This window comes from Legionella sp. PC1000 (assembly GCF_014109805.1).
Classification (GTDB): Bacteria; Pseudomonadota; Gammaproteobacteria; order Legionellales; family Legionellaceae; genus Legionella; species Legionella resiliens.
This window is the reverse complement of record NZ_CP059400.1, coordinates 3714549-3740997: the sequence shown is the minus strand read 5'-3', so window position 1 is coordinate 3740997 and position 26449 is coordinate 3714549. Positions and strand designations below refer to the sequence as shown.

The window sequence follows — 26449 nt, the reverse complement described above, 5'->3', positions numbered from 1 at the left end:
CGATACCGCAGGTAAACAGACCCTGAACGATCGTCAGTTTTTAAATTTATCATGTACCACTTAAGTTTCTCTACGTACTGCTTTAAATTTCTCTACGTACCGCGCTTTATGCCTGAGAGTTGGTCACTTATTGTGACCATCTCTCAGGGCTTGTCCGCGGGATCCAGAATCTGTTCCCTAAAACACTGGATTCCTATGAGTAAGTCGTGGGGGCGAGGTGTATCTACTCTTTATACTTTGATCGGGTTCTGAGATAAACTAAGTAACTTTTATACATATTTTAAAAAATTAGTGCATTGCGCATGGCATAATAAAGTGCTTGGTATATAATGCGCAAAGTGTTTATATTTTGGTGAGATTATTATGCGCTCTATTTTTGGTGGTCAATATGTTTTTTATTATGATTTTCCAACTCATGCTGATTTAAGTGTGGGGCCACCTGCACATCAAGAGACATATCCTATAGTGACCTCAGACGAGGACGATTATACCGTTGAACAGAAACGCTTCGCTGAGTATGTAAAGAAAATAAAAGTTCAATGTGACGATAAAATGGCATGGATGATGAGTGCAGTTCCCGCTGCACTGGAAGAATTAGAAGATGTGATTTCTCTGAGACAATTATGTGAGTATTTTAATACCAGTGCATATTGGAAAAAGAATGGTGATTGGCCACATGATGTAACTGAAGAACAACTAAGAGCATTTAACATCGAAGTTCTAAGAACGTGGCTCTTTCAGAAAACCGCGCAGCATTTTTATGCTCAGAATCAAGAGACCCTTCCCAGTTTAAATGAATATAAAATGCAACTGGCCTTGAATCTGGAGCAATTGAAGCAAGAATTATTCGCTTTAGATGCCCTCTATTTAATGAAAGCAAACCTTAATACATACTTGGTTAACTTTTGGCACATCTTTAACCCGGGTAGTAGCCCCAATAAATTCGATGTTTTTAATGTTTCTGTTATTGCAAAGAGCCTCCATGAAAAAGAGTTAATTCCAGATGACATCCAACTTACTGTTTATGCGAATAATTTTGAACATTGGCAACACATGCATCAAAGGTTAATTAATGAAATAATTGTTCATATAAATTGTTCTATCCTTGATGAGTTGAAAAAAAAATGTGCCGAATATGACTCTAACCTACCCTTCGAAGAGGTGTATAAAACATACTGGCCTACCCCAAGGCGTCTTGATGACAATACCCCGCCATTACGCTCAATTTCTGAGATAAATGAGTTTATGGAAAAAATAGTTCTTGCCGGACACCAACGAAAAAGAATGATTGAAGAAAAGAGGAACGAGTGGCACGGTTCACCAGCCGGCTTTGATGTTGCAATGGAGCGAGTCCAATCTTTATTGGGCTCCAAACAAGCAACTAATGAAGAGTTTATGCAAATACTTACGGAGCAATTGAAAAAAATTGCAGACGAAGACGATGTTATCGCCTCACTTTCATTGGTAAATACAAACCCTATACAAATCGTAAGCCAGGTGCTGCAGCACGAACGGGTTGATGATGTCGCCACGTTAGCTCCTGTGATCGTTCGTGATATTCAGCATGTGATCGAGCATATGCCTGATAAGCCTACCTCACTAGATCATACTAAGAATGTTGAGGCATTGGACCAGTTTGTGGTGAGTGTTCGCTCGGCATGTAATCGTGCAGCGCTTATCGATCTTTATGATCGTTTGGAGCGGATTACAAATAAGGAAATAGCTGAAAAAATGATTGGCAATTGGGATGTGATTGGAACCGATATTCGCGATAGTGCGCGCATGATGACGGAGTCTGATAAACTTCGAATTGTCGCATATGCGCAAGGGAAAATGACAAAACAGGAATACGATGAGGAAATGTCCAAATTAAGGGTAAAACTTGAACGAGGTGAGGTCACGGCTCAAGAAGAAGTAGTGATTAAAATGTTTCCTAAGCTAAAGCAGGCACTGACTCGGCTACCGAAAGAATATTTGCAGGACTTTTCTCTTGTGTTAAAGAAAGCATTCGTACACCAGCAAATTACCCACCCCGAAAAATTCCTCCAGAATCCTCATGAAGCCGCTGTTTTCTCCGCCCTTGCCCTAGACTCTAGCAAAATTAAAATGAATAAAGAGCTTGTCCAGCAAAAAATCAAGCATGTGATACAAAACGCAGTGCTCAATGGCCAGGCAGAAAATGAGATCCCTACATTAAAAGAGTTGCAAGATCAGATCGAACTGATGGCTTTGAAGGAAAAAATTATTGCTGCCGGTGGTGAGCCTTCTTTAGCCCCTCTGATTCACGTAGTGACCCAAGCAAGACAAGAACTTATTGCAACAGCAACTCTTTTGTTAGAGCAAGAATATGAGAAATGCAAAAAGGAACTGAGTGACTCTAATGAAAATATTCCTCAACACATTGACAGTGCTTTGAAGCGATCAAAAAGTAAATTGTTGCGCTCTCTTAGTCGTTTTATCGATCAAAAAATTAAAGACAACAAAGAGAGTCTGGCCGGATTAACCGATCAGTATGATACAATAAAAGAGCTTATTTCACCCCTCAGTAAACAGTCTGGAAGTAAAATGCATGCACAGTTGTTAGGTGATGTTAAAAAGGAGATCGAATTTTTTAATCAGTGGGGCGATCCCATTCAGTATGAAAACATTCAAGGATTTATTGGGGGCAGTGATGAGGTCTTGGGAGATGGAGCGTGTCAAGCAAATACTTATAGGTTAATTACCCGAGAAATGACCAGTTTAGGTAGAAATCAAGTCCTCTCCGATTCTCAATGGAAAGCGGAAGTGAAAATCTCGCCGCAAGATCGCTTCAATCAAGCTTTGTATCAAGTACGCTTAGGAGATGAAACGAACAATGGCTTATCCCAGGCAGTGCTAAAACGGCTTCATCTTAAGAAAATTCAAAAACTAGATGAAGCGTTGTATTTTGCAGATGAACCCGCATTGAGTTCGGACGCCATTTATCAAGTTCTGTTTCAAGCAGTTACTCGGCAACAGATGTCAAAATTAAAAAATTATGGAATTGTAAAACTATCCATTGGGCACCACTCAATAAAAAAAGATAGAACCGAAGATACAGAGCATGAATCATGGGGGCATGCAATTTATTTGCGTTATGATCCAAAGAGAAAAACCGCTTATTTTTATGATCCCAATCATGGGCGTAGTATTAATTTTTACACCTGGAAAAAATTAGAGAATGATATTGAGTTTAAAAAGATGGGGCATAAAGAACAGGATGAGGCGGTTCTCAATTACATGCTTTTGTGTTTCTCGCAAATGATTGTGAATGATTTTAATGATATCAACCTCCTAAGATGTTATGAAATGGAAATGGATTTTAGTTTACTCGATAAACTATTTTCTGCCGGTAATACATTCATTGGCGGGTTAAATAATTTCTTCAAAAAACAAAAGGAAAAAGAGCCTGAAAGGGATATAGGAAGTCTGACTGAAAAACTTAACAACCCATAGTCTGCAGTCTGGTTGCGCTGCAACCAGGATTTGCTTGAAATGTGCATTTTATGAACAAAAGAGACACCATATACTATACTTTACTATGGCTAACAAAGTATTAAGGTGTTTAAAATGCTTTCCCAACAAGTAGCTGCGGAGTTGCTGAGAAAATATGGAAAGGATTTAGAAAATTTACAAAAAATTACACGTGGTACTTCTCTAGGATTAAGAAGTGATAGTCAATTTATTCCCGAATTGCTAAAAGCATTAGATTGCATAGCAAATGGAAAAGCTTTTGAACCTACTAGCTATATGACAGGTATAAGTAGTATGGGAAAGGCAAATAGCGATCCTCAAAAAGCTGTGCCCGCTCTTGTAGATTTTTTTGATGATAGATTTATAAACACATATTTTGGGGATACTAATAAGGCAAATATAGAAAACGATTTTCCTGGGGTGAATCTTGATAAGCTAAAAACAAACATAGTTAATTTTCGACAAGAGATAAGGGAGTACATTGCTGCCGCTAAAGCTGAAAAAAGTGATACAGTACAAAAATCAAAAGTGATTGCTTCAGAATTGGGGGCGTCACATGTCGAGTTCAGAGTTAAAAACTTTAATCCACATGATCCATCGCATAATGCCAGGCAACCGCTGGAGACTATTCAATTTGAATTTCGTACGCTACAAGAGCGAGACGCTTTTTACGAGAGGATAAAGAACGTTTCTCCTTCAGCGGTTACAAGAGATCTAACAGCTACAAAGAGAGACATACAAGGCAACGCTATACCGATTGTTCTGGTAAAGCCTGAGGCTATAAAAAGTATTGATGCTGCTCTTTTTCCAAGAGAGCCTCCAAAATTATCGCGAGCGGAGTTCATTGAAACGACGAGAAGTTTAATTAGTGCTGGCATTTTTAGTGGTAGATCATCAAGGCTTGAAGAGTCGCTTAAGACAATATGTGAGGCTCTTGAAACGGGTCAATTAATCGATGGAAGGCAGATTAATGCGCAAGTAAGTGGTGGATGGATGGCTTCAGGCCAACAAAAAACTGCATCGGGTATGATATACGCTGAGGAGGCATGGGCTTTCTTATTTCAGGAAATGGGAGCGCTGGGCAATTCTGTATATAAGGAAGGAATCAGAGGTAGGCTTGAGGAACACTTTAGCAAACAGAAATATCCTGTAGAAGTTAGGCGTCTGTGGTTCGATGTTTTTGCCGACCAAGAAGGATACAAAAAAAGTTCTACATACGCCAACCTTGAAGATTTTATCTCAGATCGCCCTGGGCATCAGGCTACAGTTGGACAACCAAGCATAAATGTTCCACAATCTCCAATGGACCCACCAAGTGTTCCACAACCAAGTACAGTGGTTCATCCGTCTCCGTCTATCCCCCAGCCATTAGGCACAATGGCACCCCAATCTACCTCATCTCCTCTAACTGAAGTATTAAAATCAGTGGAGTCTCAAACTGGTAAATTTTCAAAGTATCAAACCACAGCAGGATCTGGAGAAAACATCCCCTTTACAAGTAAACCTGCACAACAATTTCTACATGGATTAGGGGTTAAAAATGAAATTGCACCATTGTCTAAAAAAGCCGATGGAAAACCTCTCCCAGAGCAAGGTAATCAAGATGTTACCGTCAAAAGTTTTGATCCAGAATCACAAGCTAGCTTAGTGATCTCTGGCGCCCGTATTGATCGTTTACGAAAAAGTGCCAAGACCTATGTCAATACAGATATCTTCCCTAAAGGACATTTTAAGGAAATCGTAACTCCAGGAACACTAAAAGAACAAACAAAAGAGGAATCACCCAAAACAGGGGTGCATTTACAAAATATGGCTGTGGGGGTGTGCCATGTGCAAGAGATTGATTTATTAGCTACACCAATCCTAACTTCAGATGGTAAAGCAATCTTAGGACCAAGAACTGGAACAATTAATGTTGATGATCCAGCGTTACTTTTGCTTTCTACCCCAGCTCTAAATTTGGCATACGGCAGCGGCAATAGTTTAACAAAAGAAGAACAAGAAAAATATATCGAAAGTATGTACCGTACCTTATTTCATGCTGCAGTCAGTGAGGGACGACAATACATCGCATTGCCTGCAGCTGGCCTAGGCGTTTTTGGTGGTGATCCCGAAACCTATTTCAAATCATTAATGAAGATTGCTAAAGAATTCCCTCAACTAAATATCATTTATAATCCAGGAGATCCTAAAAATGCTCCTTTATTTGATACCGTCTTAAATAAATACAAGCCAACAAATATAGTGCGCACGGATAGGGATGTTTTAATTGTTGCTCATGAATTAACCCAACAAGATAAACCTTGCGCCTTCCATAACCCAAGTGATGCAGATGTCGTTCTTGGAATTTATGATGTTGGTGAATATTGGAAAAATGGAAAAGGGAGTAGATATGTTGGTGAAGAACACATAGGAGCAATGTCTACAGCCCCGCTTAATAGTCGACATTTAAATCCTAAAGCTTACGAGAATGTTGTGGAACACTCATTTCTCCAAAAACCAATCCATACTCTTGTTGAAGAAAAAAAACATAATGCATTTATTCAACATTTTATCCAACATCATGCTCCTGGAGTTGAAAGAGAGCCACTGATAGAAAAAGGTGGAGTTAAAATTGAATTTAAAAATCAAAGATACCTTGATAACTTTAAAGCCTTATACAGCGAATATATGAATGGGGCAATGGAGAGGAATGGAAAGGCAGGAAAAGCTTATCTTACGCTACCTATTGCGCAAGTTGAAGCAATGGAAAATGGAGTATTGAAAGGCAGGTATCAGCATTATGCAACATCGAATAATGAAAATAGAGAGGTTGTTTCAGTGGCTACATGTGACAATTTAGATCAAAGCTTTAAATCAAGATATAAGCAACGCCAGGGAGATTTTTTAAAAAGTACGATTCTCAAAGATTTCTATGAGGATTTAGAAAATGCTGAGACAGCAAAAGATGTAAATGATGTTGTTAATCGATATAAAGCAGATGGTCGATATGATATTCTCGCCAAGGCCCAAAATACAACAATGCAGGTTTTGGGTATAACCACATCCTCTGTAACAGCTTTTGAAACCCTAAGAACGGAACGGTTGGCCGACATTGACAAAGCACAAAGGGCGCAAGTAGCATAATGTTGGGCGACGCCCTACCTACGCATGGGTTCGAAGTGGTAATTAATTCTGCTTGCATGCAACGAAATTTTCTACGCATCGCTTAAAAACCAATCCAGCTTTTATTCCAATCTCCCGCGGCTTGTCCCTGAACGATCGTCAGTTTTTTAAATTTATCATGTACCACTTAAGTTTCTCTACGTACTGCTTTAAATTTCTCTACGTACCGCGCTTTATGTCTGAGAGATGGTCACTTTTTGTGACCATCTCTCAGGGCTTGTGCGCGGGATCCAGGGGATCTATGCTAAACACTGGACCCCGCGGACAAGTCGTGGGGCCGGGGCGTAGGCAGATAGGTGAGACAGTTGCATGCACCCAGACTGTTGCTTTAATGATTTTAGTGAGTTACAAACAATGTTTATTGGGATTTCTCTTCATACACAGGTTGGCGAAATAGTATCTTAAATCGGATACGAAAATATCCCCTTCATTTTCCATCACAAATATTCGTTCAGGTTGCAACTCCAGATAATTGGATGCCTTTAAAATAGAGTAATAAACTGCTCCTGCATAGGAGAAAATCCATTTGTCTAAAAAGGGCAGAATCATCTCGGGATCATTAGAATAAAATCGTTGATAAATATCGGCAATTAATTCCTTTCTCATCTCGAAATTACTTTTGAAATAAAGATTGTTTCGATCTTGGCGATACAGCGTAAATGGAGTTTTATCAGGATTGCTTTTTAAACCCGCATTAAGGTTCATTGATATAATAACTCCTTTGGCATTTTCAATCTGTAATGTTGTAGCATTGAATAAATTGTATCCATTGTATTCTTGCAGATAGGCTTTTAAATAATCAACGGCTTTATCTGTTAATGGATCAAAATAACTTTGAATCGAAAAACTTACCGCATATTGTTCTGGGCTATCCTGATCATAGCCACAATGGACATAAGTGTTGTAGGTAAACAGGTTGGGAGAAATTTTTTTTGAAAATACCTGATCGATTTTATCTCCCACCTCTTCGCAACTGAGCTTCAATCCTGCAACATTACCGCTGACGCGAACGATTTGAGTTGGAAAATCAACGGTTCTGTGGAGCATTTGCTTCAGATCAGGCATTTCCTGTTCGTTACTATAATGCCTGATTACGGTATTTTTATTCTTCGGCAAGGGGGAAAAAATGAGACCTTCTGCACTGTTGTCAGAATAAGCAAAAGCAAGAAGGGGGGATAAAAACAAAGCGCCTATAAAATAGTTTATTTTCATAACAAACTCCTTTTTTAATTAATCTGAATTCCATTCAAATGATTATTCGATTAGAGAATTGTTGTGTCATTCCTCTAATCTGATGTGCACCATATATCTTATCTGGTTTGCAGAGCAGATCCTATGGATACTATAAATACAAACCATACTGACGAAAATTGCAGCGGGGAATCATTGAAGTGGGAGGGGCCCTGGTTGCAAGCACCAGGTTATAGCGTATTGATTATGTAAGAAGGTGTGTGCGGTCAAAATAAACTTCATTTCTGCTAATCAGGTTGTTTTCGATTTCAACAATATCAAGTCCAAAGAGAATCAGTTCACTATCATTTTTGGGAAATGTTGCTTGCCACTTTAAGGTAAAACCTTTTAATGTGGGGATGAGTTCTACTGCGTGCCATTTCCAGTCAGGATTCTTTGCAAGGAGTTTGTTAAAGTATTGAGACAGTCTTTCTTTTCCATGAATCCCGTCTTTCATAACTGGATCCAAATAAAAGGTGTCTTCACTATAAAAAGACAGCAGATGCTCCACTGCTTCTACTCCACCGGTCCATGACGGCAGCCACTTACTACAAAACATTTCTGCATCGTTTAACTCCATGGAAACTCCACTCCTCGAAATGTTTACGCCCTTACATTAAAGCAAAATTCACAGGTTATGCAAGAATTCTAAATGTTTTCGGATTTTGTTTTTGAATCGTTTTTCTTGTAACAATTCTGTAGCTATCGATTATAATTGTAAAGAACAAGGACGGTAAGGAGTGATAAGCATGGGCAGGAAAATTAAAGAAAAAACATCAAAACATCATAAAAGCCCTTTATGCCGCATAAATAAACCGGCAGCCCCTTTAAACAACACCAAACAAGCTTATGACCGGATTGCCTGTGTCTTTCAAGGAGGCGGTGCTTTGGGGGCTTATCAGGTCGGTGCATTTTGTGCAATCCATGAAAAAGGATACCATCCTAATTTTCTGGCGGGAGTATCTATAGGATCTATTAACAGTGCGATTATTGCCGGAAATCCAAGAAACAAGCAAATTGAAAAATTAACCTCATTTTGGGAAACTATTGTGCCCCAAATATGGACGGATGTATTTTATGAGGCTGAAGTTCCAAATTTATTGCATCATTTTCATAATCGCGTGGGTGCTATGCATACGATCTTCAATGGTCTGGAAGGCTTTTTTAAACCCCGTCCCTTTCCACCGACTCTGTTAACTTATGATACACCGGATAAACTCAGCTATTATAATACGTCCGCTCTTAAAACAACATTGGAACGTTTAATTGATTTTGATCGCATTAATGATAAAAAAGTCACCCTATGTTTGGGTGCGGTTAATGTGGTATCCGGAGAAATGGAGTTTTTTAATAATCAAAAAATTACCATTACCCCCGAGCATGTCATGGCAAGCGGGGCGCTTCCACCTGGTCTTCCGGCAGTTAAAATTGGTGATGATTATTACTGGGACGGTGGTATCTATGCAAACACGCCTCTTGTGACGGTGCTCGATGCCTTACCTGAATTGGACACTCTCTGTTTTGTGGTGGATTGTTTCAGTCTGCAAGGACGGCTGCCGCAAACTATGGATGAACTGGAAGAAAGGCAAAAAGACATCCGTTATGCCAGTCACTCACGCCGACTGACTAATGTGTATACCAGCCGCCAAAACTTGCAAGCGGCCATACAGTTTTTAGGCGAAAAATTAAGTCCGGAAGACAAGAAAGATCCTGATGTTCAGAAAATACTGGCATTGGGTCATAGCAAATATTTCAGTGTGGTGCATATCATTTATCGGGGTTCTCATTTTACTCATTCGTTCAAAGACTATAACTTCGTTCGCTCCGCAGTTAATTATCGTATGAAAACAGGTTATGAAAATGCAATGGAGATTCTTAAAAATCCTGTCTGGGAAAAAAAATTAGATAAGCCCATGCTCTGTTCCATCTACGGCGTACCTCCCGATTATTTTGAACAACATTAAAAGTTGATGAACGCAGGCTACGCTTTGGTGTTCTTTCTGGTTTAGAAAACTGAAGAACAAATGCAAAAAACCTCTGCCTGCAACGAAATCTTGGCAGAGGTTTTGGAGGGCAAATCAACCGATTGGAAAAGTGTACACCACTAGGCATGACCCGAAGAAAAAATTAGGTTTATCAGGTATTTTCCTGATTGCGTCTATGGAGAAAAGCGGTAATTCTGATACTTAGTGCGTCAGGCGTAAATTTAGCAGAGTAAGCAAGTATTTTATTTATGATACCAGGAATAATAAATAGTTTGTTTTTCTTAAAGCCGCGATAGGCAGCTGTGGCGATTTGCTCAGTAGATTTTATCCCAATAAAACCTCTAGCTAAAAAGCTATTTTCCATTCCGGCTTCTTTAAAAAAATCGGACTGCGTAGGGCCTGGGCAGAGAATTGAAAGGGTAACTCCTGTTCCTTTTAATTCATAAGCCAGTGCTTCCGAAAAAGAAGCCACGTAACTTTTGGAGGCGTAATATACTGCCATAAAAGGGCCTGGTTGAAATCCAGCAGTAGAAGCAACCTGGAGTATCTTACCCTGGCCTTTGTGAACAAATTTTTTGGCAAAATAATAAGTGAGCATCGTCAATGTCGCCATGTTGAGTTGCATCAATGCATTTAAATACTCTGCATCCATAGAGATGAAATCACCAAGGTAACCTATGCCTGCATTATTCACTAAACAATCGATTTCTATATTAAGTGCCTCGATTTGATTGACTAAGTCAGCAGCTGCTTTCGGTTCGTTTAAATCCAATGCAATGACACTTACCTGGACTGAATACTTTTCTTTGATTTGACTAGCGAGATCTTCCAATAAACTCTGATTTCGCGCGGTTATAATTAGATCATGGCCGTGGCGTGCAAACTCAAACGCTAACGCATGGCCAATTCCTCTTGAAGCACCAGTGATGAGTGTAATCATTTTTAAAAGTGGGTGGGTGGTTTGTTTCTATTATAGGACTATTGGTTAAGGATTCAAATTTTATAGAATTCTGGTTGCAAGCAATCAGGCTATGGTAATCCTGTTTCTCATTTTCTCATATAGGGTTTAAATGACCCGTTATTGATTATAAGTTGATTCAACAGTTTCAAATTGATTAGCAAAGCCGTATAATTGCCGTTTTTTTATTCACCATGGTGATTGCGATGACAATATTGGCTGTTTGTGGACCTATAGGTAGTGATTACAAGGCGTTCAGTGAACGATGTTATTCTTTATTAAATAAAAAGTACGCTACGTTAATTGATAGTTCCGCTTATAATTCTATCGATTTATTATTATCTGCTATAGAGAGTGCGCAGGGTGATATCATAATTTTTGGTCCAGATATTTTTTTGAATGAAAAACTACGCAATAAATTTAATGTCAGGGTGTTTCTGGAATTGGATTCAGATCTGTGCCTGAGTAACTATATAAAAATAAAATCATCCGCTCTAAACGACACATTTGATCTTGAAGAAGTACTAAAAAATTACGAGAGCCAGATTAAACCTCTAAATGAAAAAATAAGGGAATCTTCCAAATTTGCTGCTTTGCGTCGTCCACAGGCAAGCGCAAATGATGTATTAATTGACTTGCTGATTAATGCAGAAGCTCAAACCTTAAAGACCCTCGCTCCATCGGATTCTCCGTCCCGAGAGAGGTTCTTTAAACCTGCATCTTTGGGGCAAACAAGTGTGACTGATAAGACTCCTTTAGTTGGAACTCCCAATCCGCTGCTCATCTAATGCATCGGATTTATAACGCCTGGTTACAAGCAACTGTCCCACATTTCTGCCTACTCCCCGCGGTATGTCCCTGAGAGATGGTCACAAAAAGTGACCATCTCTCAGGGATAAAGCGCGGTACGTAGAGAAATTTAAAGCAGTACGTAGAGAAACTTAAGTGGTACATGATAAATTTAAAAAACTGACGATCGTTCAGGGTTTGTCCGCGGGGTCCAGTATTTTTAGCACAGATCTTCTGGAGCCCGCGAACAAGTCCCGAGAGATCCTCAAAAATTTAACCTGGTAGAATTCATTTGTTACTTGAATCCATCCAGTCTTAGGAATGGGACACCCTCGAAGTCAAAAAGATTGTCATCCCTGCCTCCGCAGGGATGACAATCTTTCAGGCAGGACTGTAGATATAGAATATGTATTTTCCGGTTTCCCATTTTGTGAGGAACTCTCAGGAACAAGTCGTGGGACGGGTCGTCGGAGTAGAATTGAACTGATTCTTCAGAGAGGTGTAGAAGATTCAGTTGCAAGCAACTAGGATTTGTATAATTTTCAGCAAAGTCGCAGGGTCTGAAATTATAAATTAATATCTTGAGAGGTTATTTTAATTTCGTCTCCAGATTGTCTTGCGACAACAAGAGTGTATTCGGGAACTTCAAGCCAAGTAGTTGTGTCCTCAGTCAAAGGTTCGGAAGCGATAATAATGCTTTTTTTAGTCCCTTCTTTCATTTTGTATTCATTGTCATACAACCCATAATTGTCGCCATAGGTATACCATAACGAATGATAGCCGGAGTGGGCAGAAGGAGATGGGTCATCGGGCTCTGGCCATCCATAATCCAGAACAAATCGGGTGGCAGCAATAAACTCGCCATTCGTTATAAATAGATTAACCGGTGAATTAATTTTTATATTTCGTTTTTGACGGATACGATGAAGTATTTTTAAAGTTTCAATAATCGCCTTAATGATATCCTCAGTCTGATAATTTCCCATGGCATTGGGTAACTGGGATAAAAAAATAGAATAAATCCATTCACTGTCCGTAGTTCCATGAATGTGTTTTTTATATTTAGGATCAATGTATTCGAGTAAATCATAACGCATCTTTTCAAAATCGCTTAACGAACCATTATGAGCAAGCACTACATTCGAACCCGAAAAAATGAAAGGATGCACATTTTGGTTCGAGATGATTTGCCGTTCGTGATAAGAAACTCCGCGTAGATGAGCGAGCAGGCAGTAGGGCGAAATTTTAGAGGCAAGGTTATACAGATTGCCGTCGTAAAAAGGCAATTGCGTTGTTTTATATAGATAAGGACAGTGGGGGTTATGTGAGGTAAGGTCCCAAGCTGCCATACCAAACCCTGCCAGATTAAGTAAATGGGACATATATTTTGGATTATAACTTTGTTTGATAAATGAATTATCTGGCTTATAGAGCAGTTCTTCAACCACAATCGGTTTACCAAGGTAGGTCAATATTCTGCACATATCATGTTACCTATTATAGTTCTCTATATGGAGTCTTATATCCAGTTTATAAATGGATTTTTTCAGTGCTACCAACGATTCAAAAATTAAATTAAATAGCTTATACCAAAGTCGAGGATTATTTTTTTGAATCAGTTGTATGGTTGATTCAGAAAGCTTGCATAAGATAGTGTGTTCGCAGGTCACATAGGTAAAATTAAATAGGACATCATGTTCAACACAACCAATGCTGGCAATTAATCTTCCAGGACCAATCACCGATAATTTAGCGAGTTTGCCGTCTTGTATGATGCAGGATTGAATCGCACCATAAATAACCAGGTAGCATGAGGCAGTGTTATCTCCTTCATTTACCAGTTTACAATTCTTTGGCGCATTCAGAATAACAAACTGTTTGAGTAGGGTATCAATTTCATCTTGCGTAAATGATTTATATAAAAGTAGATTTTCTATCTCGCTCTTATCGATAGTACTTGCTTCAAAAATAATTTTCTTGGGTTGATTTAATGAGTAAATCATTCTTTCAAAAAATGACAAGCTCGTCATATCCGAATCAGAAATAAAAGAAGTAATGATATCGTGTACGGTTTTTAAACGGTTACAAATCTGTTGTGCAATAACCTGTAACAGCTTATATCGTGTTTCCGGAAAATCAGCAGAAAGTAATTCAAAGTAACTTCTAGGTATGACTAAGCAGAGAACTGTACTGGATGCGATAAATGAGGTAGAGCAAGGTTCATCCTCAATAAAGCTGCTTGCTGTAAAAAAAATACCTGGCTGAAGCGTTTCCATATTAGTGACACTCTCGCTCATTACTCGTGCAGTTACAAGGACTGTACCTTCAAGAATAAGATAGACACTGTCTGCTCTTTCTCCTTGATGCACAATGGTTTCACCTTCCGTGAATGAAGAAGTTTTAGCGTATTTAACCAGGAGTTCCAGCTCCAGCGGGTTCAGAAAGTCACCTATGCTACGAGTCAGCTGTTTATTAAGATTTAACTCGCTCTCATCCGATTCAATAACCATGTTATCCATTGATATATCCTCAGTAATGATATTCTTGTTATTTCCTTTCTTCGCACCATATTCTGCATTGCTCTTCAACAACTTTAGGTAAGGAACCTACTTTTTTCAATATTTGTAATAATATAAAGGAATCATTAATATTATTTGTTACGTCATCCAATAACTGAGCCACATAGTCTGTATTCCCTAATTGACGCGTATATTTTTTTATTTTCTCAACCGTTTCAAATATATCGTCAATAATTAAACCTCGCTTCATCGTATATGGATTAATAAAAGTACCATCGAACCCATAGCGGGATGCTTCAAATCGGTTTTGGTTGTAGAGATAATATAAGTCATTTCCTACTTGTGTAGGCCGCTCCTCCAATAAGTAAATGGCCAGAGACTGAATATAAGCGGTAATTAAAATAGCTTTTTTCATGGTTAAGGGGGCATCAAAAACCCTAATTTCAACCGTGCCATATTCGGGTTTGGGTCTAATGTCCCAATAAAAATCTTTCATGGAGGTGACAATACCCAAATGCCGCATTTTATAAAAATATTCTGAGAATTCTTTCCAATTGATTAAATAAGGTATAACACCGCTTAGTGGAAATGCATTAAACATTATAGAGCGGGACGAGCAAAAGCTGGTATTCACACTTTGATAAAAAGGCGAGGAAGCTGACAGTGCAATTAATTGAGGAACATATCGCGAAAGTGCGTGCGTAAGATAAAGTGAATTCTCTGAGTTTCCGCAGCCTATATGGATGTGTTGACCAAATTCGGTAGCCATTTGGGATAAAAAACGATACCTTCTTGAAATATTTTTATATCTTAACGTAGGGAATATTTTCTGCATGGCCCAGCTTTGGAAAGGATGGCTTCCACCACCACAAATTACAATTCCAAGGTTCGAAGCTTCTTCTAACAAATAGGATTTTAATTCAAATAATTCCTGTATCATTGTTTGGGGTGACTGATGAATGGAAGTATTAATTTCAATCATACTTTGGGTTATCTCAGGTTTTATTCTTAGTTGGTTCGGGCTGGTTTTAATATTTCGAATCAAATCTTTGGCTTTGGAAATTAATGAAAAAGATTTGGGGTCAATAAGTTGAAGTTCTAATTCAACGCCAATTGTTCCAACAGAAGATTTTTTGAAGCGAAGATTTCTCATAAAATCTCCTTGAGAAATAAATCCTTTGGGTTAATTATAATCTAAATAAAAGATACTGCTGGGATTTATTGAGATATTACCCGTATAAATTCGCTCTAGATTAACGCTAATGTCCCGCTTCTAATCCACTCTTATTTCGAAATATATCGAGCCTGTGTTAAGTAAACTTGAATCATTGCGAGCCCAGGCGTCTTGACACTATATAATTTGTAGTCCAAAGTGATTACTAATTGGTCATGCAAGGACTGCAATGGATATTTTACAATGGTTAGCTCATCTCATCAGCTTCAATTCGATTTCCAACACTGCGAATTTGGAACTTATTGAAACAATAGATGACTGGTTTAAATTACATCATATTCATTCTCAAATTATACCTGGACCGACAGAATCAAGAGTTAATTTATTTGCAACAATTCCTGCACGTAATGGTCAAACAGAAGGAGGTATTCTTCTGTCAGGTCATACTGATGTGGTTCCTGTAGCGGGGCAAATATGGAATACAGATCCTTTTGTAGCCAAAGAATGTGATAATAAAATTTATGGTCGCGGCGCATGTGATATGAAGGGATTTCTTGCAGTTATTCTTGCTCTTGCTCCTGAGTTTAAAAAGTTAAACCTATTGAAGCCGATTCACTTTTCATTTACGTGCGATGAGGAAATAGGTTGTGTTGGCATACCTTATGTAATTGATTTTTTAAAAAAAAATGAAATTCGACCCGAGGGGTGTATTGTTGGTGAGCCTACCAACATGCGACCAATAATAGGTGGAAAATCCAGAAAACTTTATCATTGTCAGATACAGGGAAAAGCAGTTCATTCTTCTCTTGCTTTTGAAGGATGTAATGCAATCGAGTATGGGAGTCGTTTAATTTCTTATATTAATTCTATTGCTCATTATGTAAAAGAAAATGGGCCATTTGATAATGATTTTGATTGTCCATTCAGTACGATAACTGTCAATATTGTCAGTGGTGGCAATGCAACGAATGTAATTCCTGGAGTATGTGAGTTTATTCTTGAAGTACGTTATATCAATCAATTTCCCATTGTAAATTTTTGCAGTCAAATTGAAAATTATATTAATAATGAGCTACTGCCTGAGATGAGAAAAACCTATTCCGAAGCAATGATTTATTTTGATGAAACCTCTGATGCACCTGGATTTCGTGCCTTAGAGGACTCATCCATCACGAAGATAGTTCGCGCAGTGACTGGAATAAAGGAACGATTAAAAGTTTCCTATGGAACGGAAGCAGGAGTAATCCAAAATGCGCATATCCCTACAGTGATTTGTGGCCCTGGTGATATTAAACAAGCACATAATCCTAACGAATTTATAACGATAGAACAACTTAACCTTTGTGAAAAAGTAATGAGGAATGTGATCACTTTTTTCTGTGTGCAATGACAAAGTTTAGATTATTGATTACGAATTCGGTAAAAATAACACGCCATATCCTTATAATGCCCTTTTTTATAATACTTCATGCCGCATTTTTGCATAACCCGAAATGAAGCGGTATTCTCCCTATCAGCATAGGCGATAATATAATCTGTTTCTATGTTCTCTCTTGCCCAGCGCAGAAGCGCTTTTAATATTTCTGTAGCATACCCTTTATGCCAAAATTTTTGATGTAAGAGATACCCTACTTTTATTTCTCCAGTTTCGAGCTCGTTGAAATAGGATTCTCCTACAAATTCATCATTAGATAACTTAAAAATAACAAAACAGGGTAAATGTTTCTCTTTATACGAAACCAGGCATTCATTAATGTAATCCTTGATGTCTTTATCGCTTAAAAGACCTTCAGGAAAAAACTCTTTAACCTCTGGATCTCTTTCTATAAGTTTTAAATGTTTGTCATCACCTTTTTTAATTAAGCGTATCCCAAGATGTTGGGTTTTTATCAGATAGTTTTCCATAACGTACCTGCAGTGGAGGGTATATATATATCTTAGTACACTGAGTGCAATAATTATCTTTTTTATCTACTTGACGTGCTTTAAGCACGGCATCCAGTCGATTGTGTATTGAAGACTGGAGCTGGATTCCGCGCATAAAGCGCGGAACGTAGGCTTTTTGATATTTCGATATGCAGGTATTTTGATTTTATATCATGTTATTTACCCTACTCGCCATATGCATTGCATCCAGCATGAAGGCCAGGCTGGATACTGTGCATAAAGGGTGAGCGATCTTCACAAACAGAAAAAATACGTATTCTACAGCCTACAGGGCTAAAAAAAGACGTCATGGCTGCGTAGGCAGGGATTCATTTACAAGGTACATCTAAGTTTAGCCAGGAAAATAAGACAAGAAGAGCTAAAATTAAATGAGTAGCCGAAGGTGTTTGATTCGATTCTTGTCAGAAAAAAGTTTCTACCTAATTTTTAAGGAGCATGGAATGCAAACAAATCGAGGTGTTATTTATACCGGTAAAGGAACGGTTAAGGTGGATGCAATCGATTTCCCAAAATTTGTTAATCCTAAAGGGAAAAAAATTAATCATGCAGTACTACTCAAAGTGATATCTACTAATATTTGTGGTAGTGATCAACACATGGTGAGAGGAAGAACGACAGCGCCAGTAGGAATGATTTTAGGTCATGAGATTACAGGTGAAGTGATTGAAGCAGGATCTGATGTCGAGTTTATAAAGGTAGGTGATCTTTGTTCCGTTCCCTTTAATGTTGCCTGTGGACGTTGTAAAAATTGCAAGGAACAATTCACGGATGTATGTCTCAATGTAAATGATTCGCGTGCTGGAGGTGCTTATGGCTATGTCGACCTGGGAGGCTGGATTGGTGGTCAAGCAGAATATGTCATGATTCCGTATGCAGATTTTAATTTATTAAAATTTCCTGATAAAGATCAGGCTTTAGCAAAAATTCGTGATTTAACGTGTCTTTCTGATATCTTACCAACAGGTTATCATGGTTGTATCAAAGCGGGTGTTAAATCAGGATCAACTGTATTTATATCCGGTGCGGGTCCTGTTGGTCTTGCTGCAGCTGCTTCTGCATTTTTCCTTGGCGCAGCTGTTGTGATTATTTGTGATGTTAATGAAGAGCGGTTAGCTCATGCCACAAGCTTTGGCTGTCAAACGGTTAATCCCTCCCTGGACGTATCTATGCGCGAACAAATCCAGCAAATTTTAGGAGTACCTGAAGTCGACTCCGCTATTGATTGCGTTGGGTTTGAAGCGAGAGGTCATGATGCGGATGGAAAAACGATTGAGGAACCTGCTGTGGTGCTCAATCAATTGATGGACGTAACCCGGGCGGCTGGCGCCATTGGGATTCCTGGTTTATATGTCACAGCAGATCCAGGAGCTGTCGATAAAGCTGCAAAAAAAGGTATTTTGAATTTGCACCTTGGGACGGGTTGGGCAAAATCACTGTCATTTGCTACAGGCCAGACGCCGGTAATGAAATATAATTATGGTTTAATGATGGCTATTTTAAACGACCGGCTTCCAATAGCAAAGGCTGTCAATGTTTCAGTGATTACTTTAGATGAAGCACCTCGTGCTTATGTTGAATTTGACCATGGGGCGCCGAAAAAATTTGTTATTGATCCCCATAAGTCTTTTTCATAAGTCTAGGAACCTTATGGCGTATTTCTTTATTGAAATGTTCTTACCAAACAGTCAATGGGAAATATGCCCTCTAATTTACTTTTTGATCCCTTAGCGCATAACCCTGATTTTATTTGAAAAACTTAAAAAGAAACAAAAGAGAGCAGTTTGATTTCTTTTAAATCATCCCTATACTTTTACTAAATACATAACTATAGGGATGCAGTTATGCCTAGTCGAATCCAACCTGAACATATAATTGGCCCCAATAATGCAGGAAAAATGATTTTGCGTGGATGCTTTATGAATATTTCAAAAGACTGGATAGAACAAACATCGAACCAAGTTGGAGGCCTGCTTACTCGTTATCTTAAAGATCGTCACGAAGAAGCTACTGAAATTACGTTAGGTTACGGGGAAAACGTTCCAGAGGGTCGTGAAGAGAGACCCCATAAATTAGATATAGAATTTATGGCAAATGTTGTGAACCAATTAAGAAGAAAAGAAAAAAGCGGAACAGACCTCCAACAAGCACGTCCAGAAGACATTGAAGAGCAAGTTGCCGACCAAGTCGTAATCCTGAGATTAGCGATTGAGGATTACGAAGCTAAATGTGCTCAAGAAGGGATAGATCCCATGTTTACTGGTGTACCTGGTGTTATCATTGCAAACGTTCTATCTCGCGAGGTAGCTACTCATGCTCAAAGCATGAGATGGGCAGTTAGGGATGCTCCACCAGTGCTCGACTTATTTGAGGGATTACAAATTCATGATGCCCCCAACCCCCCATCTTAGTCATAACCTAATAAAAAGCAAATACCTCCACTGAGTATAGAGTTTGAGGAAAGGATTTTAACCATGAAAAAAGTACAACTGACTGTGGATGAAATTGTGAATGCTGCGCTCTCTCTTGCTGAACAAACCTCATGGGAGAATGTGAGGTTATTTGAGATTGCCAAGCGGCTTAACGTTAATCTAGAGGATATTCGTTATTGTTTCCGTGAAAAAAATGAATTAGTAGATGCTTTTTTCGATAGGGCGGACAAAGCAATGCTAACCATGGCAGAGCAGACAGAAATGATGGAACTCAACACCCCAGAGCGGTTGCATAAACTCTTAATGTCTTGGTTTCACGTGCTGCAAAGCAATCGCAATGTGGTGCGACAAATGCTTTGGTCACAACTTGAGATGGGGCATCTTCATGTGCAATTTCCTGCGCTTTTGCGAGTGAGCAGGACCGTACAATGGTGGCGGGAGGCAGCCAAACGCTCAGCAACTTATTACCACCGCGCCATTGAAGAGACGGGGTTGACGCTCATTTTTCTAATGACTATGGCTTATTGGTTACATGACAATTCGAAAGAAGCCATCAATACCAGTCGGTTTTTGCAAAAAAAGCTTAGTCAAGCACACTGTTTAAAGGAACAGGCCAAGGATTTCTGCGGTCTTCGTCACGAGGGTGATTCTACTCGCGGAATAAAATCGGATGATACCGACATTATATCTCGTTAATTCAGCTGGATACGGAATTTGCAGGTTTGGGAACCAAAGTGTGTCCTGCTTTATTTTATTGTGACCTTGCTGAAAATTTCTGCAACAAGATAATCAAGTTGGGACGAGGTCACCTCTTCAAGGTATTCCACTTGCGGTGTCGGAATAATATCTACCAAGATTTCAGTTGATTTTTTACGTGCCAATTGGTCCTGATATTCTTTACTGAACTCGGTTCTTATCTTTCTACTCGCTAATTCATCCATAAATTCCTCACTAAAATCAGCTAACTGTTTCTTGCGCGCAACTTCTTCAAGATATTCAGTGAAAAATTGCTTTTTTAACTTTTCTTCCATTTGTGCTGAGGTTATTTCAAGTTCGATACGCTCCGTTCTCGCAGCCACTTGCATGCTGGAATCAACCCCTAAATGCGAAGCTCCTTTAGCGGTTATAATGCAACGAGGGGCGTTGTTTAGTCCAATGACCCGACCTTTACCCATGCTGCCCGGATCGTAGGTAAAATGTTGGCCATTGGGCAGAAGCAGCCTACTGCCTTCGGCGTGAGGCAGACGTCCTTCTATCCAATCAAAAATCTGTTCGGTTGCTTCGTGCCCCCCTCGATAACCTGATTTTACCTCATACAATTTGAGAATTTTTAAATTACCCTTTTCCATGACAGCGATGACATCATCAGCAAATAATTTTTCTGGATTGAGTTTCCCATTTTCCATTAATTGAATTTTAAGACCGCTAATCAGCTTGGCATCGGGTACGGTTTTGCGAATTTCATCCAGATGTTTGAGTTTGATTTCCTTTGAAAGTATTTCAGCTAAATTGCCTTTAAGAACATTGAAACTTCCCTGAGTGACAGTGGCTGTGCGAATTCGATAAGTTTTTAATACATCTTTAGGGTTAATGCCAGCAAAGGTAGTTGGAAAAAAATCTTCAAGTCGTTCTGTAAGTTTTTGGGGTTGCTTAAAGAACTTCGCTAACAATTGCATGGCTTCGTCATCAGACAGGTCCATTGGCCGTGGAACCTCAAAATTATTAATAAGATGCTGTGTTTGTCTTAGTTTATATTTGGCGCGCCTTATATAGTCGCTGCCTAAAAAACCTTTAAGTAATTTGATTGCTTCAGGATTGCGCGTTTTACCCAGGGCCCATTTGCGGGGGCTTTCTGGGTTTGATTTACCTTTTGTGTAGGCGCGATAAGCCTCTTGTAACTCAGCATGCATAAATCCCGTACCGTCCACATTAAGCAGATCATCAACAGTAGGTGGTTCGCTTTTAATTTTTTTATAGATTCTACTCAGTTCCTCTACTTGTTGTACTGTAGCTGCTAGTCCTTTTTTAATTCTCTTTTCAGTTTCGCGAATCAGTTTTGCATCTTCCGCATTGATTCCCCCTTTTTTTATTTTTTCAAGTAATCGCGCCGTTTTTTCTGCCCTACGGCCAAAAGAACGTCTTAATATCGACACACTGCGGGCAGCCCCGCTTGCCGCAAATGGAAGCAACGCTCCGATACCCAGTATTGCAATTTCTGTACTCGATAATTTTCGGCCATATAAATCACGACCGCTGTACAAACCTTTAGTAAATTCAGCAATATCAACTACATCGCCTATAGCGGGTACAAAACGAACGGCTAAATCGATGGCCGTTAGTTCAGGACTAAGCACTATGGGTTGAATAATTGGAATTGATTTTGGATTAAGACGTTGCCAATAGGATTTGATCTCATTAAATTTCAGCCCTTGCATGGGTACATTCGCTATTTTTTCTGTTTCATAAATTTCAAAAAAATTCACTGCACTTGAGGTTTTTTTGCCACCGAGTAATACGTTGCCAGGAGTATAATAAATGGGTTCTCGTACCAATTCGACCTTAACCGCGGGTGTCTTCACTATTTCAAGCAATGGAAGATTACTGAATTTATTTCCGCGCCGGGCATCTATGCTTCCTTCTGCATTAATCTGGAACGCAAATTGTGCATCTGAATGTATTTGATCAACCTGGTTTAATAAATCTAAAAATTCTATATCACCGCTATGACGAGGTACGGTAACAATCAAATCCTGCTTCGATTGTAGGTGGCGAATAATAATTCCATTATTAAGCGGTGAAAGCATAAAAAAATTACTGGGGGGAATTGAATACAGATACCATTTTCTAAGATCCCCAACATCTTTGCCTTGCGGAGGTTCAGGTGGATTTACCTGGAATTCACCAAGCAGGTTATGGGTATTAAAATCAGTGCCAATGATGGGTACGAGTTCGGGATCTTGTACTCTAATGATCTCAACCAAAGGGTAAAATGAACTGGGTGCATAAGGCTCGGGTGGATATCCGTTGAGCGTAATACTTACTCCAGGTCCCGCTATGAGTTTAAAAATAGCATAAGGTCGCTCAGATGTGGGTTCCAAATATTGATAATGAGCAGGCATTCGTCCTTTAGCCTGTGTGCCACGTAAATCACTGAGTTCGATAACCAGTTTTTTCCCGCTTAAAATATAGGTAAAAATCAATTTGATTTTATGGTTACTTATTTCGGCAGAGAAATTTTCGTAAACACTCATATCCTTATCCTGTTGTTTGAAAAATTCTGTTCAAGAACTATACTGTTTTATTATGGACTATAAAGTCTCAGGATGAGACATAAATCAAAATGATGAAAACAGAAATTTTATTCAAATTTGCTGTAATAAGAAATCCTGAAGTTGAGGAATCAACCCCAGGGCGGACCATTAATTTTGAAAGTCATCAATGGGTGAATCGCATAACAGGGCTCGCCACAAATGATGTTTCTTTGGACGACGCACGGCGTCGTGTTTCCAATGATTTTATGGATTCATCCACTTATTTTCTGCGTTCGCCCAATTGGCAACCTTTTTTAGCGCGACAGGCAGAAATTCAGCGTCTTTTAAAAATCTCTGAAAACGAAGCCCAATTTAAATCCTTTTTTACTCCTTTATTAAAACAAATTAATTCGAGTTTTAATTCCTTGGAACATTTTGTAGGGGGTAAGGAATTTAAGCAGCTCAAAGAACAATTATGGCATAGTTATTACAGTAATATTGCCTTAATCACGAGACGCGCTCAAGATCGTCCTGTACTCGAATTCTGGCTTAGATTCTGGCATTTTTTAGAACGGCTGGTGGCTGGAGATGAATTTAAGGATTTAATCGATGGTTTTAATAAGTGGTCTTTTGCCGTGCCCAATCAATTGGTGCGGGCAGTAAAAACGGAAGATACCGAAGAATCGGAGCAGCATACAGGCAGTAGTTCAATCCCTGCGAGCATCAGCACTAAAATTGCTGAGACAAGAAAGACAATCGCACAATTGCAAGCTACGCGCGCACAAATCGTCAAAGTATTTCATGCCAAACTGGCTGAAGTTACCGAAAAAGAAGAATCAGAAAAAACCAAACCTATTCCAGATTCTGGGGGCTCAACCAGCACTCGAAAAGCACCCTGGATCCTAACGGCTAAAGAAATTGGCAGCGATGCGGCAAAGACTTTGGAACATTTGGGTATCTCTTTGGATACGCATGACGCAACCCAACTCAGTTCTTTATTAGAAAGACAAGAAGCGGAACTGGAGAGTGAAGTTTTTAAATTAGAGTATACAAAACGAGTTACCTTGGTTAGGGGTGTCCCTGTAATAGTACGAAGAAAGGATGCATCAAATGACCAAATCAAAGATTAAACCCATTGGCATTGCCGATTTAAAAGTAGTGAAGCAAACGCTCGTTCGCTATGCTGCAGGAGAAGTTGCTCATATCGAGAATGTTATGGCGACCGAAAGCCGTGGCCGTCATCATCGGCGTTTACGACAAACAGAAGAAACGATTACCAGTGAGTTTGAACGCACGGAAGAGAGTAAACGGGATCTACAAACGACCGAGCGATTTGAGATGCAGCAGGAAACTCAAAAAACCATTCAATCTGAAACACGGTTTCAGATAGGTGCCGAAATTTCGGCTGGGTTTGGACCCGTGCAAATCGGTGTCTCAACACAATTTTCTACAAGCAACTCTAAAACCGAATCTGATCTTAATGCAATCAATTACGCCAAGGAAGTGGTGGAACACTCCTTAGAGAGCTTGGTTGAACGTGTTCGGGAGGAACGCGTCATCCGAACTTTAGATGAATTTGAAGAAAAAAATTATCATCAGTTTGAGAATACGGACGGCGAAAATAAAAGTGGTATTTATCGCTGGGTTGATAAATATTACCGGGCCAAAGTAGTGAACTATGGAAAACGTTTATATTATGAATTTATGATACCTGAGCCTGCTGCATTTTATATTTTTTCACGCCACCATACGCTTGATAATGAAATACTGCCTGAAGAACCCTTGCCACCAGCCGACCCAGTTACAAATGAACCGTTAGGTCCTCACCATATTACCCGTACCAACTACCTTGCTTTAGCTCAAAGCTATGGTGCGGATGGGATAGCCCCCCCGCCGAGAAAAGAAATAATTGCTTCTCGGGTCATAGGACGTGAATTAAAGTCAGAAGAACAATGGGTGTTCACAGACAATGAATTGGAAATTCCTCCCGGATACGTTTACGGCAGCAGCTCTTGGTATTATACCTTTGGAGGAGCAGGAGACGTTTATCGCTTTTCAATCCACCGCTCGGTACATGTGCTCAGTCGTGATGAGAAGGAGTCCACTTCAAATGGGGTAAGCATACCCGCGATCAGCGGCATGTTTCCTGTTGGTGTGCGGGGGCATGGAATTGGTTCTTTGATGATAAGTATTGCGATTGTTTGCAAATTAACCCAGGAATATGAAGATGAATGGCGGCTTAAAACATATCAAACGATTATTGCTGCCTACAACAAAAAAAGACTTGAATATGAAGAACGCCTTGCAGCAGCACAGGTGCAAGAGGGTGTTGAAATTGGAGGAAACAATCCACTTCTTAATCGTACAATTGAAAGAGAAGAACTAAAAAAAGGATGTATTACCCTGTGGACCGGTTTTAAATACAATGCCGTACCCGGAATAACTCACAATACCAATGCTAATGTCCCAAATAATTATCCGGAAATTCATGTAGATAATGCTTTGGAAATGACTCCGGAAATTCAATTTTTGGAACAATCCTTTGATTGGAAGAACATGAGCTATGAGTTTTATCCCTATTACTGGGGGAGGAAAAAATATTGGCTTGATATTTATCCAATTAAAGATAACGACCCCTTGTTTGCAGATTTTTTACGTGCTGGTGCTGCCCGAGTGCTTGTCCCTGTTCGTATTGAGGCAACCAAAGCAGTCCTCTTTTACCAACTGACCGGTAAAATGTGGCCTGGAGGTGATATGCCGCAATTTGATCCGCCTGACCCCTCCGGAACGATTGTTGCCCCGGGTGTAGAAGATAATACAGATGCAGAATTTAAACTCTATAAAGAGTACGTTGCTGAATTACAAAATGAAAGTATGATTGGTGATATCAATGAGGATATAGTCATCGCACCAGATGACCCTGAGGCCTGGATGTTTAAGGTTCCAACCACACTTGTATGGTTGCAAAGTGACATGGAATTGCCGGATCTTGAAGCCGGAACTACTGAGGATGACGACGACAATGCCTAAATATAAATCATTTGCTGGAAGCAATACTTCTATTCTCATTGAAGTAGAAGAAGGAAGCACTGGAGAAGGGAGCGGTAATTTCAAAGACTCTTTATCCGTCTTACCCGAAGTCATTCGTACCTTTGTTGATTCAGTCGATAAAATACCGACAAAGAAGAAACCCAAGGAACTCAAAATTACGTTCAGCCTTAAGACCTTGGAAGATGGCAGTTTAGCGATATCGTCTGATCCTGGGCATGGTAATTTTAAAATAAAAATGTTGTGGTCATCTAACCCTCCTTCCGCAGATGAGTTTACCAGTTAGCTGGAACCCATGCGAAATGCTGGATATGATTGTTTTCTGAGCCATCATGTACCGCGCCAACGTATTGATTTTTTATGCCACTGTGTACATATTATGGTAAGTCTGTTTCCTTTTCTTTCGAACGGGTCGCCTCAAATTGGTAGCAGACCAGAATAAGCGAACTAGGGAATTGAATT

General features: G+C 39.4%; 19 protein-coding genes. 11 read left to right on the top strand and 8 right to left on the bottom strand.

Features of this window, described 5'->3' with window-relative positions:
• The first annotated feature begins 363 nt into the window (after positions 1-363).
• Together FOLKNPGA_RS16415 and FOLKNPGA_RS16410 are read left to right on the top strand one after the other, a co-directional pair.
• A complete protein-coding gene (locus FOLKNPGA_RS16415) occupies positions 364-3474 on the top strand; it encodes a hypothetical protein (RefSeq protein ID WP_182350897.1) in 3111 nt (1036 codons plus the stop codon).
• Positions 3475-3588: 114 nt separating this feature from the next.
• Positions 3589-6618, top strand: coding sequence for a hypothetical protein (locus FOLKNPGA_RS16410; protein ID WP_182350896.1), 3030 nt, complete (start codon positions 3589-3591; stop codon positions 6616-6618).
• 384 nt (positions 6619-7002) lie between these two features.
• Here the strand turns inward: FOLKNPGA_RS16410 and FOLKNPGA_RS16405 are convergent, their stop codons facing one another.
• Both FOLKNPGA_RS16405 and FOLKNPGA_RS16400 read right to left on the bottom strand, forming a co-directional pair.
• Complete coding sequence (locus tag FOLKNPGA_RS16405; protein WP_182350895.1) at positions 7003-7869, bottom strand: Lpg0189 family type II secretion system effector; 867 nt, start codon at positions 7867-7869, stop codon at positions 7003-7005.
• 223 nt (positions 7870-8092) lie between these two features.
• Positions 8093-8467, bottom strand: a complete 375-nt coding sequence (locus FOLKNPGA_RS16400) for a nuclear transport factor 2 family protein (protein WP_182350894.1) — start codon at positions 8465-8467, stop codon at positions 8093-8095.
• A gap of 169 nt (positions 8468-8636) precedes the next feature.
• On the opposite strand from FOLKNPGA_RS16400, the gene FOLKNPGA_RS16395 reads away from it, so the two are divergent.
• A complete protein-coding gene (locus FOLKNPGA_RS16395; RefSeq protein ID WP_182350893.1) occupies positions 8637-9851 on the top strand; it encodes a patatin-like phospholipase family protein in 1215 nt (404 codons plus the stop codon).
• 172 nt (positions 9852-10023) lie between these two features.
• On the opposite strand, the gene FOLKNPGA_RS16390 is transcribed toward FOLKNPGA_RS16395, so the two are convergent.
• A complete protein-coding gene (locus tag FOLKNPGA_RS16390; protein WP_182350892.1) occupies positions 10024-10812 on the bottom strand; it encodes an SDR family oxidoreductase in 789 nt (262 codons plus the stop codon).
• 224 nt (positions 10813-11036) lie between these two features.
• Here FOLKNPGA_RS16390 and FOLKNPGA_RS16385 point away from each other — a divergent pair, with 224 nt between their 5' ends.
• Positions 11037-11618, top strand: a complete 582-nt coding sequence (locus FOLKNPGA_RS16385) for a uridine kinase (protein WP_182350891.1) — start codon at positions 11037-11039, stop codon at positions 11616-11618.
• 567 nt (positions 11619-12185) lie between these two features.
• Here the strand turns inward: FOLKNPGA_RS16385 and FOLKNPGA_RS16380 are convergent.
• From FOLKNPGA_RS16380 to FOLKNPGA_RS16370, 3 genes are read right to left on the bottom strand one after another with little or no spacing between them, the layout of a single operon-like run.
• Entirely contained in the window at positions 12186-13103 is a 918-nt protein-coding gene (locus FOLKNPGA_RS16380; protein WP_182350890.1) for a class II glutamine amidotransferase, read from the bottom strand.
• 6 nt (positions 13104-13109) lie between these two features.
• Positions 13110-14138 (bottom strand): cyclic nucleotide-binding domain-containing protein, encoded by a 1029-nt coding sequence (locus FOLKNPGA_RS16375; protein WP_182350889.1) that lies wholly within the window; start codon positions 14136-14138, stop codon positions 13110-13112.
• A gap of 28 nt (positions 14139-14166) precedes the next feature.
• A complete protein-coding gene (locus FOLKNPGA_RS16370) occupies positions 14167-15291 on the bottom strand; it encodes a YbdK family carboxylate-amine ligase (protein WP_182350888.1) in 1125 nt (374 codons plus the stop codon).
• Positions 15292-15541: 250 nt separating this feature from the next.
• Here FOLKNPGA_RS16370 and argE point away from each other — a divergent pair, with 250 nt between their 5' ends.
• Complete coding sequence (argE, locus tag FOLKNPGA_RS16365; RefSeq protein WP_182350887.1) at positions 15542-16702, top strand: acetylornithine deacetylase; 1161 nt, start codon at positions 15542-15544, stop codon at positions 16700-16702.
• A gap of 11 nt (positions 16703-16713) precedes the next feature.
• On the opposite strand, the gene FOLKNPGA_RS16360 is transcribed toward argE, so the two are convergent.
• A complete protein-coding gene (locus tag FOLKNPGA_RS16360) occupies positions 16714-17217 on the bottom strand; it encodes a GNAT family N-acetyltransferase (RefSeq protein ID WP_182350886.1) in 504 nt (167 codons plus the stop codon).
• 482 nt (positions 17218-17699) lie between these two features.
• Here FOLKNPGA_RS16360 and fdhA point away from each other — a divergent pair, with 482 nt between their 5' ends.
• The 3 genes from fdhA (at position 17700) to FOLKNPGA_RS16345 (ending at position 20384) form a co-directional block, all read left to right on the top strand.
• The gene (gene fdhA, locus FOLKNPGA_RS16355; protein ID WP_182350885.1) at positions 17700-18893 is read left to right on the top strand and encodes a formaldehyde dehydrogenase, glutathione-independent; all 1194 of its coding nucleotides are present in this window, start codon (positions 17700-17702) and stop codon (positions 18891-18893) included.
• A 207-nt stretch (positions 18894-19100) separates the two neighbouring features.
• The gene (locus FOLKNPGA_RS16350; protein ID WP_182350884.1) at positions 19101-19667 is read left to right on the top strand and encodes a hypothetical protein; all 567 of its coding nucleotides are present in this window, start codon (positions 19101-19103) and stop codon (positions 19665-19667) included.
• A gap of 63 nt (positions 19668-19730) precedes the next feature.
• Positions 19731-20384, top strand: coding sequence for a TetR/AcrR family transcriptional regulator (locus FOLKNPGA_RS16345; protein WP_182350883.1), 654 nt, complete (start codon positions 19731-19733; stop codon positions 20382-20384).
• 50 nt (positions 20385-20434) lie between these two features.
• Here FOLKNPGA_RS16345 and FOLKNPGA_RS16340 read toward each other — a convergent pair whose 3' ends face one another.
• Positions 20435-22939, bottom strand: coding sequence for a hypothetical protein (locus FOLKNPGA_RS16340; RefSeq protein WP_182350882.1), 2505 nt, complete (start codon positions 22937-22939; stop codon positions 20435-20437).
• Between the two features lie 89 nt (positions 22940-23028).
• Between FOLKNPGA_RS16340 and FOLKNPGA_RS16335 the strand changes: the two genes are divergently transcribed.
• From FOLKNPGA_RS16335 to FOLKNPGA_RS16325, 3 genes are read left to right on the top strand one after another with little or no spacing between them, the layout of a single operon-like run.
• Positions 23029-24069, top strand: a complete 1041-nt coding sequence (locus FOLKNPGA_RS16335) for a hypothetical protein (RefSeq protein WP_182350881.1) — start codon at positions 23029-23031, stop codon at positions 24067-24069.
• Positions 24050-25969: a hypothetical protein gene (locus FOLKNPGA_RS16330; protein WP_182350880.1), complete on the top strand. Its 1920-nt coding sequence runs from the start codon at positions 24050-24052 to the stop codon at positions 25967-25969. The genes FOLKNPGA_RS16335 and FOLKNPGA_RS16330 overlap by 20 nt, the downstream gene beginning before the upstream one ends.
• Positions 25962-26273, top strand: a complete 312-nt coding sequence (locus FOLKNPGA_RS16325) for a CU044_2847 family protein (RefSeq protein WP_182350879.1) — start codon at positions 25962-25964, stop codon at positions 26271-26273. Before FOLKNPGA_RS16330 ends, FOLKNPGA_RS16325 begins: the two co-directional genes overlap by 8 nt.
• Positions 26274-26449 lie beyond the last annotated feature (176 nt).

Bases quoted from the DNA above. Each gene is read 5' to 3' on its own strand.
- FOLKNPGA_RS16415 (WP_182350897.1), top strand. From the start codon at position 364: ATGCGCTCTATTTTTGGTGGTCAATATGTTTTTTATTATGATTTTCCA.
- FOLKNPGA_RS16410 (WP_182350896.1), top strand. From the start codon at position 3,589: ATGCTTTCCCAACAAGTAGCTGCGGAGTTGCTGAGAAAATATGGAAAG.
- FOLKNPGA_RS16405 (WP_182350895.1), bottom strand. From the start codon at position 7,869: ATGAAAATAAACTATTTTATAGGCGCTTTGTTTTTATCCCCCCTTCTT.
- FOLKNPGA_RS16400 (WP_182350894.1), bottom strand. From the start codon at position 8,467: ATGGAGTTAAACGATGCAGAAATGTTTTGTAGTAAGTGGCTGCCGTCA.
- FOLKNPGA_RS16395 (WP_182350893.1), top strand. From the start codon at position 8,637: ATGGGCAGGAAAATTAAAGAAAAAACATCAAAACATCATAAAAGCCCT.
- FOLKNPGA_RS16390 (WP_182350892.1), bottom strand. From the start codon at position 10,812: ATGATTACACTCATCACTGGTGCTTCAAGAGGAATTGGCCATGCGTTA.
- FOLKNPGA_RS16385 (WP_182350891.1), top strand. From the start codon at position 11,037: ATGACAATATTGGCTGTTTGTGGACCTATAGGTAGTGATTACAAGGCG.
- FOLKNPGA_RS16380 (WP_182350890.1), bottom strand. From the start codon at position 13,103: ATGTGCAGAATATTGACCTACCTTGGTAAACCGATTGTGGTTGAAGAA.
- FOLKNPGA_RS16375 (WP_182350889.1), bottom strand. From the start codon at position 14,138: ATGGATAACATGGTTATTGAATCGGATGAGAGCGAGTTAAATCTTAAT.
- FOLKNPGA_RS16370 (WP_182350888.1), bottom strand. From the start codon at position 15,291: ATGAGAAATCTTCGCTTCAAAAAATCTTCTGTTGGAACAATTGGCGTT.
- argE (WP_182350887.1), top strand. From the start codon at position 15,542: ATGGATATTTTACAATGGTTAGCTCATCTCATCAGCTTCAATTCGATT.
- FOLKNPGA_RS16360 (WP_182350886.1), bottom strand. From the start codon at position 17,217: ATGGAAAACTATCTGATAAAAACCCAACATCTTGGGATACGCTTAATT.
- fdhA (WP_182350885.1), top strand. From the start codon at position 17,700: ATGCAAACAAATCGAGGTGTTATTTATACCGGTAAAGGAACGGTTAAG.
- FOLKNPGA_RS16350 (WP_182350884.1), top strand. From the start codon at position 19,101: ATGCCTAGTCGAATCCAACCTGAACATATAATTGGCCCCAATAATGCA.
- FOLKNPGA_RS16345 (WP_182350883.1), top strand. From the start codon at position 19,731: ATGAAAAAAGTACAACTGACTGTGGATGAAATTGTGAATGCTGCGCTC.
- FOLKNPGA_RS16340 (WP_182350882.1), bottom strand. From the start codon at position 22,939: ATGAGTGTTTACGAAAATTTCTCTGCCGAAATAAGTAACCATAAAATC.
- FOLKNPGA_RS16335 (WP_182350881.1), top strand. From the start codon at position 23,029: ATGATGAAAACAGAAATTTTATTCAAATTTGCTGTAATAAGAAATCCT.
- FOLKNPGA_RS16330 (WP_182350880.1), top strand. From the start codon at position 24,050: ATGACCAAATCAAAGATTAAACCCATTGGCATTGCCGATTTAAAAGTA.
- FOLKNPGA_RS16325 (WP_182350879.1), top strand. From the start codon at position 25,962: ATGCCTAAATATAAATCATTTGCTGGAAGCAATACTTCTATTCTCATT.